We start from the raw sequence: 13,582 nt of genomic DNA, 5'->3' as shown, positions 1-13,582 counted from the left end.
CTCAGCCCGGCACGAGGCCCTGACGGTACGCATTCGTCAGGGCCTCTGGGCGGTTTCTGGCCCCCAGCTTGCGGAACAGGCGGCCCTGGGTGTTCTCCACGGTCTTGACCGAGATGCCGAGCGAGCGGGCGGTCTGCTGGAGGGTGTGCCCGATGGCGATCGAGTCGAGGATGTCACGTTCCCTGCCGCTCAGTTCCAGCGAGGACGCGGCGGGCAGATGGGTGCCCGCCATGATCACGTAGCCGTGGGCGACCATGGCCAGCGTGGTGCAGAGCAGGTCGGGCACGTCCTCCAGCCAGACCAGGGCGCGGGCGCCGTACCGCATGGCCTCCCGGACCAGGTCGTCGTCGGAGCGTACGGACGGGATCACCACGACCGGGGCGCGGAAGCAGGCGGTGGCCAGCCAGTCGTGCGGGGTGGGATCCACCAGGACGGTGACGAAGCGGCCCCGGAAGCGCCACTGGCCGGGGTCCAGTTCGGGGGTCAGGATGAACGGGCGGCCGTGGCTGAGCAGCGCCTGGGTGACCTGCCCGACCGGCGCGCCGGGGCGGGCGTGCACGACCACCATCTCGGTCTCGTCCCGGTCCTTGGCCGGGGCGTCGAACAGGCCGAGCGCGATGGCCTGGGAGACCGCCTGACTCTGGTGGGTGACACCGAGCTTGGCGTATATGCGGCGTTTATGACTTTCCACGGTGGACGCGCTGATGCCCAACTGCGCGGCGATGTGCTTCGCGCTGCTGCCCGCGCCTATCAAGGAGAGCACGGTGAGTTCACGCTCGGAGAGAGTGCCAACCGAATCGGACATTTGGGAGACCACACTTCGCTAGGTGGCGGAGTGGGAGCGCTTTTTAAGCGAACGATGGGAGTTTTGCTCCGTTACGTCAAGGGGGACACCATCTCATGATGCGGACCTGCGTCAAGACCACGGCCCCCTCTCAGTACGCTTGGGCGAGTGGCTGACATCGTGATTCCCGCTGACATCAAGCCCGCCGACGGCCGCTTCGGCTGCGGGCCCTCCAAGGTTCGTTCCGAGCAGCTGGCGGCCCTCGCCGGCCCGGGAGCGAGCCTGATGGGCACCTCGCACCGCCAGCAGCCGGTCAAGAACCTCGTGGGCCGGATCCGGTCCGGCCTGGCCGACCTGTTCTCGCTCCCCGAGGGCTACCAGGTCGTGCTCGGCAACGGCGGCACCACCGCGTTCTGGGACATCGCGGCGCACGGTCTGGTCCGGGCGAAGTCCCAGCACCTGCACTTCGGCGAGTTCTCGTCCAAGTTCGGCGCCGTGGTCAAGAAGGCGCCCTGGCTGGCCGACCCGTCCGTCATCACCGCCGAGGTCGGCAGCCACCCGCTGCCGGTCGAGGAGGCGGGCGTGGACGTGTACGCGCTGACCCACAACGAGACCTCCACCGGCGTCGCCATGCCGATCTCCCGGGTCGGCTCCGGCGACTCGCTGGTCCTGGTGGACGCCACCAGCGGCGCGGGCGGCCTGCCCGTCGACGCCGCCGACTTCGACGTCTACTACTTCGCGCCGCAGAAGAGCTTCGCCTCCGACGGCGGCCTGTGGCTGGGCCTGTTCTCCCCGGCCGCGCTGGCCCGGGTGGAGGAGATCGCCGCCTCGGGGCGGTACATTCCGGAGTTCTTCAGCCTGCCCATCGCGATCGACAACTCGTCCAAGGACCAGACGTACAACACGCCCGCCGTGGCGACGCTGTTCCTGCTGGCCGACCAGATCGAGTGGATGAACGGCAACGGCGGCCTGGCCTGGACCACGGCCAGGACGGCCGACTCGGCGTCCCGGCTCTACACCTGGGCCGACAAGACCGCCTACACCTCGCCGTTCGTGGCCGACCCGGCGCAGCGCTCCAACGTGGTCGGCACGATCGACTTCGACGCCTCGGTGGACGCCGCGGCGGTGGCCAAGGCGCTGCGGGCCAACGGCATCGTGGACACCGAGCCCTACCGCAAGCTGGGCCGCAACCAGCTGCGGGTGGCCATGTTCCCGGCCGTCGACCCGGCCGACGTCGAGGCCCTGACCGTGTGCATCGACTACGTGGTGGAGCGGCTCTAGTCGCCGGGATTGGGCGGGGGCACCCAGCCGGGCGGCTGCTCGGCGGGGCCTCGCCCGGCGCGGCGGGCCAGCTCGTCCAGCAGGCGCAGGGCGTCGTCCAAGTCGACGCTCTGCGCGAACCTGCTCAGCACCGGCGACCGGTCCGGGCTCTCGGCCAGCGCGTCCAGCATCAGGTCGGTGAGATGCTCGGCACGCGAACGGGCCGCGCCGTAGCGGAAGGCCTTCCGCTCCGGGGCGCGGCTCAGCAGTCCCTTGCGCACCAGGCGCTCCGCCACGGTCTGGATGGTCGTGTACGCCAAGGGCTTCTCGGCGCCCTCGTTGAGCTGTTCCTGGATCTCACGGATGAGCAGGGACTTCTTGGCGTCCCAAACCACGTCCATGATCGCGCGTTCCAGGGGCCCCAAATTCACAAGAACAATTGTGTCAGTACTCGCGCCTGCGGCGCAGCAGCCAGGCGGCCAGGACTCCGCCGATCAGCCCGAACAGGTGCCCCTGCCAGGAGATTCCCGCCTGTCCCGGCAAAATCCCGAAAATAATCGAGTAGTACATGACCGCGACGACAACGGCCAGCACGATGTCGAGAATCCGCCGGTCGAAAAGCCCCCGCCCTACGACATATCCGAAATAGCCGAATACCAGGCCGCTGGCGCCCAGGGTCACCGTGTTCGGCGGGGCCACGAACCACACCCCGAGCCCGCTCACCAGGATGATGATCAGGCTCGCGCCGAGGAACCGGCCGATGCCCCGGATGGCGGCCAGGAAGCCCAGGATCAGCAGCGGCAGCGAGTTGGCGATCAGGTGCTGGAAGCCGGCGTGCAGGAACGGCGCCGCGAAGATGCCCGCCAGACCGTCCGGGTCGCGGGCCACGATGCCGTACTGGTCGAGGGCGCCGTCGCCCAGGTAATCGACGATCTCCAGCGCCCACATGCCGCCGACCAGGAACAGCATGACGATGACGCTGCCCAGGGCGCCCGCCAGCAGGCTGGCCGTACGCTCCCGGGGGGTCGGGGTGAGAGGGGGCAGTCCGTCGCTCATGCCTTTACGGTACGCAGTTCGGGCCATGCGCGCGGACTACCCCCCGGACCCGTCGTTATTCGCCCTTCCAGTTGGGCGCGCGCTTCTCCGCGAAAGCCGCGGCGCCCTCCATCGCGTCCTTCGACCCGAAGATCGGGTTGACGATCGCGCCCTGCTTGGCGAACATCTCGTCCCGCGACCAATCCTGGGACTCCAGGATGATCTTCTTGGTCGCCGTCAGCGCCAGCGGCGCGTTCGCCGCGATCTTCTTGGCCAGCTCCAGCGCCCCCGCCAGCGAGCCCCCCGCCGGGGTGACCCGGTTCACGAGACCGAGCTCGTAGAGGCGCGCCGCCGGATAGTGCTCACCGGTGAGCGCGATCTCCATCGCCACGTGGTACGGAATGCGCCGCGGCAGCCGCATGATCCCGCCGGCGGCGGCCACCAGGCCCCGCTTGGGCTCCGGCAGCCCGAACTTGGCCTCCTCCGAGGCCACGATCAGGTCGCAGGAGAGCGCCAGCTCGAAGCCGCCCGCCAGCGCGTACCCCTCGACGGCCGCGATCAGCGGCTTCTTGGGGGACGACTCGGTCAGGCCGCCGAACCCGCGGCCCTCCACGGCGGGGAAGTCCCCCGCCAGGAAGCCCTTCAGGTCCATGCCGGCGCTGAAGGTGCCGCCCGCGCCGGTGAGGACCAGGGCGGAGACGTCCGACCTGGCGTCCAGCTCGTCCACGGCCGCCGCGATGCCGCGCGCCACCGCGCCGTTGATCGCGTTCCTGGCCTGCGGCCGGTTGATGGTGATGACGGCGACGCCGCCGTCGGTTTCTACCAGAACCTCGTCAGACACGAGACCTCACTTGGGTTACTTCGGCTGGAATCGAATGCCGCCGTCGAAGCGGATGACTTCGCCGTTCATGTAGTCGTTCTCTACCAGGGCGCGGACCAGGTGGCCGAACTCCGACGCGCGGCCCATGCGCTTCGGGAACGGCACCGGCGCGGCCAGCTGCGCCTTGAACGCGTCCGACTCCGGCCCGGAGCCGTAGATCGGGGTGTCGATGATCCCCGGGCAGATGGTCAGCACCCGGACGCCGATGGCCGCCAGGTCGCGGGCGGCGGGCAGCGTCATGCCGATGATCCCGCCCTTGGACGCCGAGTAGGCGACCTGCCCGGTCTGCCCTTCCAGGCCGGCCACCGAGGCCGTGTTGATGACGACGCCGCGCGCCTTGTCCTCCCCCAGCGGCTCGGTCCTGGCCATCGCGGCCGCGCCGATCCGCATCAGGTTGAAGGTGCCGATCAGGTTGACGTCGATCACCTTCCGGTACGACGCGAGGTCGTGCGGCGAGCCGTCCCGGTTCACCGTCCGGGAGGCCCAGCCGATGCCGGCGCTGTTGATCACCGCGCGCAACGGCTTGCCGGTCGCCACCGCCGCGTCCACCGCGGCCTGCACAGACGCCTCGTCCGCCACGTCGGTGCGGACGAACACGCCGCCCAGTTCGTCGGCGAGCGCCTTGCCCCGCTCCTCGTTCAGGTCGGCGATGACGACGGTCGCGCCGACGCCCGCCAGTTCCCTGGCCGTGGCCTCGCCGAGACCGCTGGCGCCGCCCGAGATGATTGCTGCTGCATCCTTCAGGTCCATAGCCGGACCCTAACCCGCCAACCGAATGAAGTTCTACTCGGGGTGCCGCAAAATGGCCGTGTCGACATCCGGGTAGACCTTGATCCGCCGATCCAGCCCGGTGGTGCGCAGGATCCGGGCCACCGGCGCCTGGGGCGCGGCCAGCGTAACCCCGCCGCCCTCGCTGGTGGCCAGCCGCCACGCCTCGATCAGCACGCTCAGCCCGCTCGAATCCATGAACGACAGCGAGGTGAGGTCGAGCACCAGGACGGCGCCATCCTGTTTGATGGCGTCGCGGACCTCATCGCGCAGGAAGGGTGCGGTGAACAGGTCGAGTTCGCCCTCGACGGCCACCACGACGGCACCGGAGAGCGATCTCCGCGCGAGCCGCAGCTTCATATGAACCTCCTCCGCGTGGCCCACTTTACCCAAGGCCCCCACAAACCTCCGGTCCTACCGCCGGGGACCGAAGTGGCCCCTGATATGCGGACGGCCAGACCGTAAGATCGGCGGGTGACCGATGAGGGCATCCGCCTGCCGCGGATTTCCGTCAGCCCGCTCCGCGCCGTGCTGCGCCGGATCTGGTATGCCTTCGCCGCCCTCGGCCTGGTCTTCCTCCTCGTCGCGGTGGACCGGGACGGCTACCGCGACACCTACGACGGCGAAGTCTCGGTGCTGGACGCGCTGTACTACGCGACGGTGACCGTCTCCACGACGGGCTACGGCGACATCACGCCCGTCTCCGACACGGCCCGCCTGATCAACATCCTCGCCGTGACGCCGTTGCGTATCGTCTTCCTGGTCGTGCTGGTGGGCACCACCCTGGAGGTGCTCACCCAGCGGACCAGGGAAGAGTTCCTCGCCAACCGCTGGAGGTCCCGATTGAGCGGGCACACCGTGGTCGTCGGCTACGGCACCAAGGGCCGGGCCGCGATCCGCACCCTGCTGGACAACGAGCGGGCCAAGGAGTCGATCGTGGTCGTCGACCCCAACCCGGCCGCCATCGCGGAGGCCAACGAGGACGGGTTCGTCGGCGTCATCGGCGACGGCACCCGCGGCGAGATCCTGCGCCGGGCCAGGATCGCCCAGGCCGCCGAAGTGATCATCGCCACCCAGCGGGACGACACCACCGCGCTGGTCACGCTGACCGCGCGCAACCTCAACCCGGGCGCGACCGTGGTGGCCGCGGTGCGCGAGTCGGAGAACGACCCGCTGGTCCGGCGGAGCGGCGCCGACGTGGTCATCACCAGCTCGGAGGCGACCGGCCGGATGCTCGGCGTGGCCACCCAGAGCCCGGCCGTCAGCACCCTCATCGAGGACTTCCTCGTGTACGGCCACGGCCTCGACCTCTACGAACGCCCGGTCTCCGCCGCCGAGGTGGGGCAGCCCCCGAGCCGGGCCGAGGGCATGGTCATCGCGGTCGTCCGCGACGGCCAGGTCGTTCCGTACGCGCGGGTGGACACCTTGGCGGCGGGCGACCAGGTCGTGGTCATCCACGTGCCCGAGGAAGAGCCCGGAGAGCCCGGAGAGCCCGATCAGGTCCCTGGGGAGGGCACCGCGAACCCGTAGGGCAGCTCCAGGCGGTGGGTGGTCAGCAGGCTCTCGTCGGCCAGCAGCTCCCGGGTGGGGCCGTCGGCGGCGATCACCCCGCCGCTGAGGATGAGCGACCGTTCGCACAGCTCCAGCGCGTACGGGAGGTCGTGGGTGACCATGAGGACGGTGACGTCCAGGCTGCGCAAAATCTGGGCCAGCTCGCGGCGGGAGGCCGGGTCCAGGTTGGAGGACGGCTCGTCCAGGACGAGGATCTCCGGGTCCATGGCCAGGACGGTGGCCACGGCGACCCGCCGGCGCTGGCCGAAGGACAGGTGGTGCGGCGGCCGGTCGATGGCGTCCAGCATGCCGACCCGGTCCAGGGCGTCCCGTACCCGCCGGTCCAGTTCCTCGCCGCGGACGCCCATGTTGGCCGGGCCGAAGGCGACGTCCTCGCGGACGGTCGGCATGAACAGCTGGTCGTCGGGGTCCTGGAAGACCAGGCCCACCCGGCGCCTGATCTCGCGCAGCGTCTCCTTGCCGACCTCCAGGCCCGCCACCCGCACGGTGCCGTGCCCGGCCGTCAGGATGCCGTTCAGGTGCATGACCAGGGTGGTCTTGCCGGCGCCGTTCGGGCCGAGGAGCGCCACCCGCTCGCCCCGCGCGATCCGCAGGTCCACCCCGAACAGCGCCTGGGTCCCGTCGGGGTAGGCGTAGGCGAGGTCCCGCACTTCGAGCGTCATGTCAGGAACAGTACGGCCGCCGCCGCGAGAGGAAGCGCCCCCGCGGCCAACCACTGCCGCACATCAGCCGAAATATCGTGCAATATGGGCATCGATCCCGTGTACCCCCTGCTCAACATGGCCAGATGCACCCGTTCCCCCCGCTCGTACGATCGGATGAAGAGCGCGCCCGCCGACTTGGCCAGGATGGGCGCCTGCCGGATGTCCCTGGCCTGGAAACCCCGCGACTCGCGGGCGACGCGCATCCGGCGCATCGAGTCCAGCACCACGTCCAGGTAGCGCAGCATGAACGTGGCGATCTGCACGAGCAGCTGGGGCATGCGCAGCCGCTGCGCGCCCAGCAGCATGCCGCGTGGCTCGGTGGTCGCCGCCAGCAGGATCGAGGCGATCACGCCGAGGGTGGCCTTGGCCAGGATGTTCCAGCTCGCCCAGAGCCCGTCCACGCTGAGCGAGACACCCCAGACGGTGATCCGCTCGCCCAGCCCGATGACCGGGATGGCGAAGGCGAACAGCACGAACGGCAGCTCGACCACCATGCGCCGGAGCACATGCCCGGGCGGGACCCTGGCGATCGCGGCGACGGTCGCCAGCAGCAGGAGATAGCCACAGAAAGCCCAGAACCGTTCTCGCGGGGTCGCCACGACCACGATCGCGAACGCGGCCACCGCCACCAGCTTGCACTGCGGCGGCAGCCGGTGCACGAGGGTGTCCCCCGCACGGTACAGCTGGTGGTGGTGACCGGCGCCCAACTCAGCTGGCGACCTTCTGCTTGCGGCGCACGAGGTAGCCGATGCCCAGGCCGACCGCGAGCGTGATCAGCACGCCCAGCACGCCCGCGACCCCGACCGGGATGCCGCCGACGTCTCCGTAGTCGGCCAGCGCGAAGCCGCCGAAGAGGTGGTCGGCGGCCTGGCCGAGGAAGCCCTTGTCCTCGGCGACCTTCTCCAGGCCGTCGGGCGAGCTGGACGCGAAGAAGCTGACGATGCCGGCGAGCAGCAGCGACACGACGCCCGCGCCGACCAGGAACGGGCGCAGCGGCTTGGGCTCGGCGGGCTGCTGCTGCGGCGCCACGACCTGCTCGCCCTCGGCGGTGCGGAGCACGAGCGGCCTGGCCAGCCCGCGCGCGCCGTACACCAGGTCGGGGCGGACGGCCAGCACGCTGCTGACGGTGACGGCGGTGATCAGCCCTTCGCCGATGCCGATGAGCACGTGCACGCCGCCCATGGCGGCGGCGACCGCGCCCGCGTCGATCGGGGCCGTGCCGCCGATGGCGAAGAGCACCGCGAAGACCAGCGCCGAGACCGGCACCGAGACCAGCGCCGCCACGAACGAGCCGATCACGACGGCGCCCCGGTTGGGCGCGGCCCGCACGATCAGCCGGAAGACTCCCCAGGCGACGGCGGCGGTCACGATGCCCATCAGGGTGATGTTGATGCCGAGCGCGGTCAGCCCGCCGTCGGCGAAGAAGAACCCCTGCACGAGGAGGACCACGGCGATGCAGAGCACCGCCGTATAGGGCCCCACCAGGATCGCGGCCAGCGCCCCTCCCAGGAGGTGGCCGCTGGTGCCGGCCGCGACGGGGAAGTTGAGCATCTGGACCGCGAAGACGAACGCGGCCACCAGGCCCGCCATGGGCGCGGTCCGGTCGTCGAGCTCCTGTTTGGCGTTGCGCAGCGCCACGCCCACCCCGGCGGCGGCCACGACGGCCGCCCCTATGGACACCGATGCGGTGAAGAAGCCATCAGGCACGTGCACGGGATTACCTCCGCTAATGCGAACTTTGACCACAACAGTAGAGCAGTTGCAAATGCTTCGCATTAGCGGGAGTTGGCCTAGAAACGAATCCTCCGGAAAGCCCGGCGGGCGAGCGTGAAGAAGGACGCGCGCCGCACTGACGTGCTCAATCGATGGCTGACCGCCGTCGCGTACGGACGGGTGGTCCAGCGCGTCGTGCCCTGCCACCATGTTCGCGGACGCTCCAGGCTCTTGGGCTCCCCCACCTTGACCGGGAATCTGGCCGTGGGGCCGCCCATGTCCAGCTCCAGGTAGGCGTCCCAGGTTCCCCGGCCGAGCGGACCGGTCTCGGCGGCGAAGGCCCGCGATCCGGTGGACACGGCCTCCTCGTGGCGCTCCCTGCCGGTCCGCCGCTCCCGCCAGACCAGCCGGCGCACGGCCGCCGCTCCCGGCCGGCCCCCCACCATGACCTGGCCCTCGATCCGTAACCGCCGCTCGATCCACTCGGTGTGCGTGAGCCGCACCGACGCGGGCACCCGGACCACGTGCCCGCCCACGTCCAGACTCAGGTTCCCGTACGGCCTGGTCAGGTACGGCAGCGCCACCACCCCGCCGGTGAACCGCGGCACCGGCCGGGTCGCACGGCGGTCCCGGTCGGCGCCCAGGCGGCCGAGACGGCGGATGCCCTCGCACTCCACGGCCACGAAGACGTCCCAGATGCCCGTCGCCAGCTCGCCCACGTCGATGGAGGCGCTGAACAGGTCGGCCACCCGGGTCACCGGGATCTTGCGTTCGGCGCGCTGGGAGCGCTCCTTCAGGAGCAGGCCGACGGCGCCCTCGAAGCCGGTCAGCGTGACGCTGCCCGAGATCTGCAGGTGGTCGCCCGCCCATTCCAGGGCCGTCAGGCGGCGGCGGAGGGGGGCGGACTGCACCCGCGCGAGCCGTACCAGCCGGTCGGGGTCGGTGAGCGAGGTGAGGCGGGCGTTGTCGGCGGCGCTCAGCCGGGCGCGGACCCCGTCGGTCAGCCACTCGTCGCAGAGGTCGGCCACCTCGACGGCGATCTTCTCGCGGTCGCCCTCGTCGGCCGCCAGGAACGGCTCGCCGAGCTGGGCGAGCACGTCGAAGGTGAAGTGGCGCAGCAGCAGATGGTCGCGGAGCGGGCCCGGCGGCACGTGCCGCGCCATCCGGCCGATCGGGATCCTGACCATGCGCAGCCAGGCGATCGGCTCCCGGCTGCCCGGCTCCTGCATGACGCTGGTGCCGTCCTCCCGGTCCATCAGGTGGTAGCAGTCGTAGTCGGCGACGACGGAGATCACGTCCGCGTGACAGTACGCGTGGACGGCGAAGTCCATGTCCTCCCCGACCCGCAGCGACTCGTCGAACCGGATGCGGTGCCGTTCCAGCATGGACTTGCGGTAGAGCTTGAAGACGTTGAGGTTGTTGTAGACCGTGCTGCCCTGGAGGGTCACCCGGTCGGCGTTGGCCCGGAACATGGACGCGGGCGCCCGGCGGCCGTGCCCCACGACCTTGCCGAGCACGATGTCCGACCCGTTCCTGTCGGCCATCGCCAGCATCTTCTCCAGGGCGAACGGCCCGAGATAGTCGTCGGCGTCGCAGAAGAACACGTAACGCCCGCGAGCCCGGCTCAGCGCGCGGTTGCGGGCACTGCCCGGCGCGCCCGTGTGCTCCTGGGAGATCACCCTGATCGCGGGGTGGTGCCGCGCGTACAGCTCCAGCAGCGCGAGACTCTCGTCGGTGGAACCGTCATCCACCACGATGATCTCTTTGCTGACCCGCTGCACCAGCAGCGAGGTCAGACATCGATCAAGAAAAGCCCGGCAGTTGTACGCGGGGACGAGCACACTGACATCGACGGGGTAGTCACTTAGCGCATCCATTGCGTTTCATTATGTAACGCATCCCAGCTCAGGCGCTCCCTCTTGACGATTTCCGCACCTGGGAGGCGGCCCCGATCGAGGGCGATGTGACCCCCGACGTCCGGTCAGGGGCCGCATCCGCTTCGTCAGGGGGCCATCGGCGCCCGCGCGGGCTTGCGCCGCCGCAGCCGCCAGCCCACGAACACGCCGGTGGCCACGAGCAGTCCCAGGCCGCCCACGGCGATGTACCACTCACTCGCGCTGGTGCCCGGCACCTGGCTCTGGACCGGCCCGCCCGCGGCCGGCACCCGGTCCGAGTGCGCCGCGCAGACGATCGACCGCTCGCTGCTCTTGTCCGCCGCGCAGGCCACGACCGTCAGCCGTTGCAGCTGGGCTTCCAGCTCACCCACTTCGGCGGTCACGTTGAACTCGGCCTTCTCCCCGGCTGCCAGCGACTTGTTCCATTCGATGTTCTTCGCCGTGACCGTGCCCGCCGGCGTCGAGGAGATCAGTTCGAGGCCCGGCACCAGGGCCTGGAAGACCCGCAGGACCGGGGTCGCGGCGGCCCCGGTGTTCGCGATCTTGATCGTGTAGGTGAGCCGGTCACCTTGGCGCACGCTGGTGTGCCCGTTGTCGATGGCGATGTTCAGCGCGGGCGGCTTGGGCGAGGGCTTGGGCTTGGGCGTCACGGACGCGTGCGCCGTGCCGCTCCAGGACTGCGCGGCGAGCAGCGCGATCGCCGCCGCGGCGTGGGCGCGGGAAATACGCCCGGCTCTCCGTACGCAACTGTCACGAAAGACCATTAAACGCATACCTTTGAATAAAATTATCGCCCACCGGCGGCGCCGTGAGCGAATATGGACCCCCTAATAATAGGGCCGGTGGCGTAAATTCCCCCGGCCCCGCGACCGCCGCGAGTCCCGCCCGTTAAAGCGTGGTGGCGACGTAGTTGAGCGTCGTCGTGTAGGTGTCCGGACGGACGAATGGAATGGTGATCTGGTAGTCGTTGTTGATCGTGTCACCCGCGGCCACGGAAGCGTTGTCCTGGGTGTGCACCACGAGCGGGGTACCGAAGGTCAGGCCGGTGAAGGCAGCGCCCACGCCTGTGCCTTTGACCTGGAGGAGGCCGGCCGGGATGACGTCGCTGTTGCCGGCGATCGCACCGGTCAGGTTGGCGGTGGCCGGCGCCACGGTGACGTTGTAACCCGCGAAGTTGTTGGTGGTGACCTTCATGCTGATCTGCGTGCTCGGCGTGTCCGTGGGGGCGCCGGTCAGGGTGAATGACGCAGTCAGATCGCTCAGCGTGATGGACGAGGTGACCTCGACGTTGGCCGTCGTGGTGCCCGTGTCGGTGTCCGCCAACGCCGGGGACCCGGCCTCCAGCGCCGCCACGGTCACCGCGCCCGCCAGCGCCAGGCAAATGCCCAGAATATGCGCATTCCGGAATGTTGGCATTTCAACTCCCTCTTTAATCTTTCATCCCTTCTGACATGATCGCCAGACGGACTATGAAACAAACCCCTAGATCATCTTTTTAGGTATTCCCATGAAGACGTTGGGGGGCCGATATGTAGGCCATATCGGATACATCGTCTTTTATTGGGTGCTGGCGATGTAGTCGAGGGTCACCGAATAAGTCCCAGAAGGGACGAATGGGATATCGACCTCATAATCCGTACTCAGGGGGTCGCCGGCCGGGGCCGACGCCGTGTCCTGCTCGTGGACGGAGACCGGCACGGTGCTGGACATCTGCTGGAAGGTGCTCGTCCCGCTCTCCCGGACCTTCAGCGCCGACACGGGGATCGTGGCGGCGATGCCGGGCGCGGTGAGCTCCGGCGCGGTGGCCCGGACCGTGACGTTGTAGCCCGTCGGGCTGTTGGTGATCACCGTCATGGTCACGGCTCCGTCGCCGCGTACGGTGCTGTCCGGGACGCCCGTCAGGGTGAAGTCCTCGGTCAGGTCGGCCAGGACGATGCTCTGCGCGATGACGGTCACGCTGGTGGCGCAGCGAGGATCGCCGCCTCCCACCGGGCAGGTGCTGCCGCGCGTGCCCGAGGTCAGGGCGCCGACGAGGGTGGCGTCCCCGCCGCTCGGATTGACCGCGGTCACGCTGTACGTGATGGTCGCGCCGGCCCCGACGGCCAGGTCGCCGGTCCACGTCAGGGTGGGCGCGGTGAACTGCACCTCGCCCGTCGTCGCGGTGGCGTCGTTGCCGTACGTGGCGTCGTCCAGGATCCCGGCCAGGGAGTCGGTGAAGCTCGCTCCCACGTACGGGACCTGGCCGGTGTTGGTGACCGTCACCGTGTACACGACCTTGGCGCCCGCGACCACGGTGGCCACGTCGGTGCTCATCGCCAGGGTGAGGGCGGGGACCAGGACCGTGACGGCCGCCACGCACCGGCTGTCGGCGCTGCCGGCGGGGCAGGTGTTGCCGAGCGTCGTGGAGACCACCCGGTTGGTCATGAACTTGTCGCCCGGGTCCGGGTCGCGGACGGTGACGGAGTACGTGATCGTGGCGACCGCGCCCATGGCCAGGTCACCGCTCCAGCTCAGCAGCGGGCTGGCGAAGTCGACGGCGCCGATGTCGGTCGCCGCGTCGTTGTTGTAGATCGCGTCGGGCAGCACACCGGAAAGCGAGTTCGTGAAAGCCGCCCCCGTATAGGGGGTCTCGCCCGTGTTCGTCACGGTCACCGTGTACGCCACGGTCTCACCCGGTTCGGCGGTCACCTTGTCGGCCGCCATCACGATCGTCAACTCCGGACGCAGCACCTCCACCGACGTCACGCACCCCGGATCGGAACTCCCCACCGGACAGTTGCTGCCCGTGGTCGTGGAGGTGACGAGGCTCGTCATCGTGTCGCCACCGGTCGCGGGATTGTTGACCGTAATCGACGCCGTGGCGGTCATCGTCTCCCCCACCGCCAACGGCCCCGACCACGTCACCGACCCATCCGGGTTGAACGTCAACCCCCCCGAACTCGCCACCGCGTCGTTGTTGTACGTGGCGTTA

16 protein-coding genes are annotated in these 13,582 nt (G+C 69.7%); 3 read left to right on the top strand and 13 right to left on the bottom strand.

Annotation, left to right across the window (positions count from 1 at the left end):
• Position 1: 1 nt before the first annotated feature.
• Positions 2 to 805, bottom strand: coding sequence for a response regulator transcription factor (locus Aph01nite_RS18620; protein WP_204042190.1), 804 nt, complete (start codon positions 803 to 805; stop codon positions 2 to 4).
• Between the two features lie 147 nt (positions 806 to 952).
• Between Aph01nite_RS18620 and serC the strand changes: the two genes are divergently transcribed.
• Positions 953 to 2,065 carry a phosphoserine transaminase gene (gene serC, locus Aph01nite_RS18615; protein ID WP_204042189.1) on the top strand — a complete coding sequence of 371 codons (1,113 nt, stop codon included), beginning with the start codon at positions 953 to 955 and terminating at the stop codon, positions 2,063 to 2,065.
• On the opposite strand, the gene Aph01nite_RS18610 is transcribed toward serC, so the two are convergent.
• The 5 genes from Aph01nite_RS18610 to Aph01nite_RS18590 are packed head-to-tail and all read right to left on the bottom strand — an operon-like array spanning position 2,062 to position 5,087.
• Positions 2,062 to 2,475 (bottom strand): BlaI/MecI/CopY family transcriptional regulator, encoded by a 414-nt coding sequence (locus Aph01nite_RS18610; RefSeq protein ID WP_204042188.1) that lies wholly within the window; start codon positions 2,473 to 2,475, stop codon positions 2,062 to 2,064. The two genes, serC and Aph01nite_RS18610, sit on opposite strands and share 4 nt — an antisense overlap.
• A gap of 13 nt (positions 2,476 to 2,488) precedes the next feature.
• Positions 2,489 to 3,100, bottom strand: a complete 612-nt coding sequence (locus Aph01nite_RS18605; RefSeq protein WP_204042187.1) for a rhomboid family intramembrane serine protease — start codon at positions 3,098 to 3,100, stop codon at positions 2,489 to 2,491.
• 55 nt (positions 3,101 to 3,155) lie between these two features.
• Complete coding sequence (locus Aph01nite_RS18600; RefSeq protein WP_204042186.1) at positions 3,156 to 3,920, bottom strand: crotonase/enoyl-CoA hydratase family protein; 765 nt, start codon at positions 3,918 to 3,920, stop codon at positions 3,156 to 3,158.
• Positions 3,921 to 3,935: 15 nt separating this feature from the next.
• On the bottom strand, positions 3,936 to 4,709 hold the full coding sequence (locus Aph01nite_RS18595; RefSeq protein ID WP_204042185.1) for an SDR family NAD(P)-dependent oxidoreductase: 774 nt from the start codon (positions 4,707 to 4,709) through the stop codon (positions 3,936 to 3,938).
• Positions 4,710 to 4,742: 33 nt separating this feature from the next.
• Positions 4,743 to 5,087, bottom strand: a complete 345-nt coding sequence (locus Aph01nite_RS18590; RefSeq protein ID WP_204042184.1) for an STAS domain-containing protein — start codon at positions 5,085 to 5,087, stop codon at positions 4,743 to 4,745.
• Between the two features lie 114 nt (positions 5,088 to 5,201).
• Here Aph01nite_RS18590 and Aph01nite_RS18585 point away from each other — a divergent pair, with 114 nt between their 5' ends.
• Positions 5,202 to 6,257, top strand: coding sequence for a potassium channel family protein (locus tag Aph01nite_RS18585; RefSeq protein ID WP_204042183.1), 1,056 nt, complete (start codon positions 5,202 to 5,204; stop codon positions 6,255 to 6,257).
• Here Aph01nite_RS18585 and Aph01nite_RS18580 read toward each other — a convergent pair.
• The 7 genes from Aph01nite_RS18580 to Aph01nite_RS18550 form a co-directional block, all read right to left on the bottom strand.
• Positions 6,224 to 6,961 (bottom strand): energy-coupling factor ABC transporter ATP-binding protein, encoded by a 738-nt coding sequence (locus tag Aph01nite_RS18580; RefSeq protein WP_204042182.1) that lies wholly within the window; start codon positions 6,959 to 6,961, stop codon positions 6,224 to 6,226. The genes Aph01nite_RS18585 and Aph01nite_RS18580 overlap by 34 nt on opposite strands.
• Entirely contained in the window at positions 6,958 to 7,710 is a 753-nt protein-coding gene (gene cbiQ / locus Aph01nite_RS18575; RefSeq protein ID WP_204042181.1) for a cobalt ECF transporter T component CbiQ, read from the bottom strand. Before cbiQ ends, Aph01nite_RS18580 begins: the two co-directional genes overlap by 4 nt.
• 1 nt (position 7,711) lies before the next feature.
• A complete protein-coding gene (locus tag Aph01nite_RS18570; RefSeq protein ID WP_239161799.1) occupies positions 7,712 to 8,716 on the bottom strand; it encodes an energy-coupling factor ABC transporter permease in 1,005 nt (334 codons plus the stop codon).
• Between the two features lie 77 nt (positions 8,717 to 8,793).
• Positions 8,794 to 10,593 carry a glycosyltransferase gene (locus Aph01nite_RS18565; protein ID WP_204042179.1) on the bottom strand — a complete coding sequence of 600 codons (1,800 nt, stop codon included), beginning with the start codon at positions 10,591 to 10,593 and terminating at the stop codon, positions 8,794 to 8,796.
• Between the two features lie 125 nt (positions 10,594 to 10,718).
• A complete protein-coding gene (locus tag Aph01nite_RS18560; RefSeq protein ID WP_204042178.1) occupies positions 10,719 to 11,375 on the bottom strand; it encodes a DUF11 domain-containing protein in 657 nt (218 codons plus the stop codon).
• A gap of 124 nt (positions 11,376 to 11,499) precedes the next feature.
• Positions 11,500 to 12,027: a hypothetical protein gene (locus Aph01nite_RS18555; RefSeq protein ID WP_204042177.1), complete on the bottom strand. Its 528-nt coding sequence runs from the start codon at positions 12,025 to 12,027 to the stop codon at positions 11,500 to 11,502.
• A gap of 141 nt (positions 12,028 to 12,168) precedes the next feature.
• Positions 12,169 to 13,314, bottom strand: coding sequence for a DUF7927 domain-containing protein (locus Aph01nite_RS18550; protein ID WP_239161803.1), 1,146 nt, complete (start codon positions 13,312 to 13,314; stop codon positions 12,169 to 12,171).
• Here Aph01nite_RS18550 and Aph01nite_RS41530 point away from each other — a divergent pair.
• Positions 13,247 to 13,582 (top strand): hypothetical protein (locus Aph01nite_RS41530; protein ID WP_239161805.1); only part of this gene is annotated, 336 nt, incomplete at its 3' end. The genes Aph01nite_RS18550 and Aph01nite_RS41530 overlap by 68 nt on opposite strands.

It is taken from the genome of Acrocarpospora phusangensis (assembly GCF_016862995.1).
Classification (GTDB): Bacteria; Actinomycetota; Actinomycetes; order Streptosporangiales; family Streptosporangiaceae; genus Acrocarpospora; species Acrocarpospora phusangensis.
Note: the sequence above shows the minus strand (reverse complement) of the source record. Positions and strands in the feature narration are given on the sequence as shown.

Bases quoted from the DNA above. Each gene is read 5' to 3' on its own strand.
- Aph01nite_RS18620 (WP_204042190.1), bottom strand. From the start codon at position 805: ATGTCCGATTCGGTTGGCACTCTCTCCGAGCGTGAACTCACCGTGCTC.
- Aph01nite_RS18605 (WP_204042187.1), bottom strand. From the start codon at position 3,100: ATGAGCGACGGACTGCCCCCTCTCACCCCGACCCCCCGGGAGCGTACG.
- Aph01nite_RS18595 (WP_204042185.1), bottom strand. From the start codon at position 4,709: ATGGACCTGAAGGATGCAGCAGCAATCATCTCGGGCGGCGCCAGCGGT.
- Aph01nite_RS18590 (WP_204042184.1), bottom strand. From the start codon at position 5,087: ATGAAGCTGCGGCTCGCGCGGAGATCGCTCTCCGGTGCCGTCGTGGTG.
- Aph01nite_RS18580 (WP_204042182.1), bottom strand. From the start codon at position 6,961: ATGACGCTCGAAGTGCGGGACCTCGCCTACGCCTACCCCGACGGGACC.
- Aph01nite_RS18565 (WP_204042179.1), bottom strand. From the start codon at position 10,593: ATGGATGCGCTAAGTGACTACCCCGTCGATGTCAGTGTGCTCGTCCCC.
- Aph01nite_RS18560 (WP_204042178.1), bottom strand. From the start codon at position 11,375: ATGGTCTTTCGTGACAGTTGCGTACGGAGAGCCGGGCGTATTTCCCGC.
- Aph01nite_RS18555 (WP_204042177.1), bottom strand. From the start codon at position 12,027: ATGCCAACATTCCGGAATGCGCATATTCTGGGCATTTGCCTGGCGCTG.
- Aph01nite_RS18550 (WP_239161803.1), bottom strand. From the start codon at position 13,314: ATGGCGGCCGACAAGGTGACCGCCGAACCGGGTGAGACCGTGGCGTAC.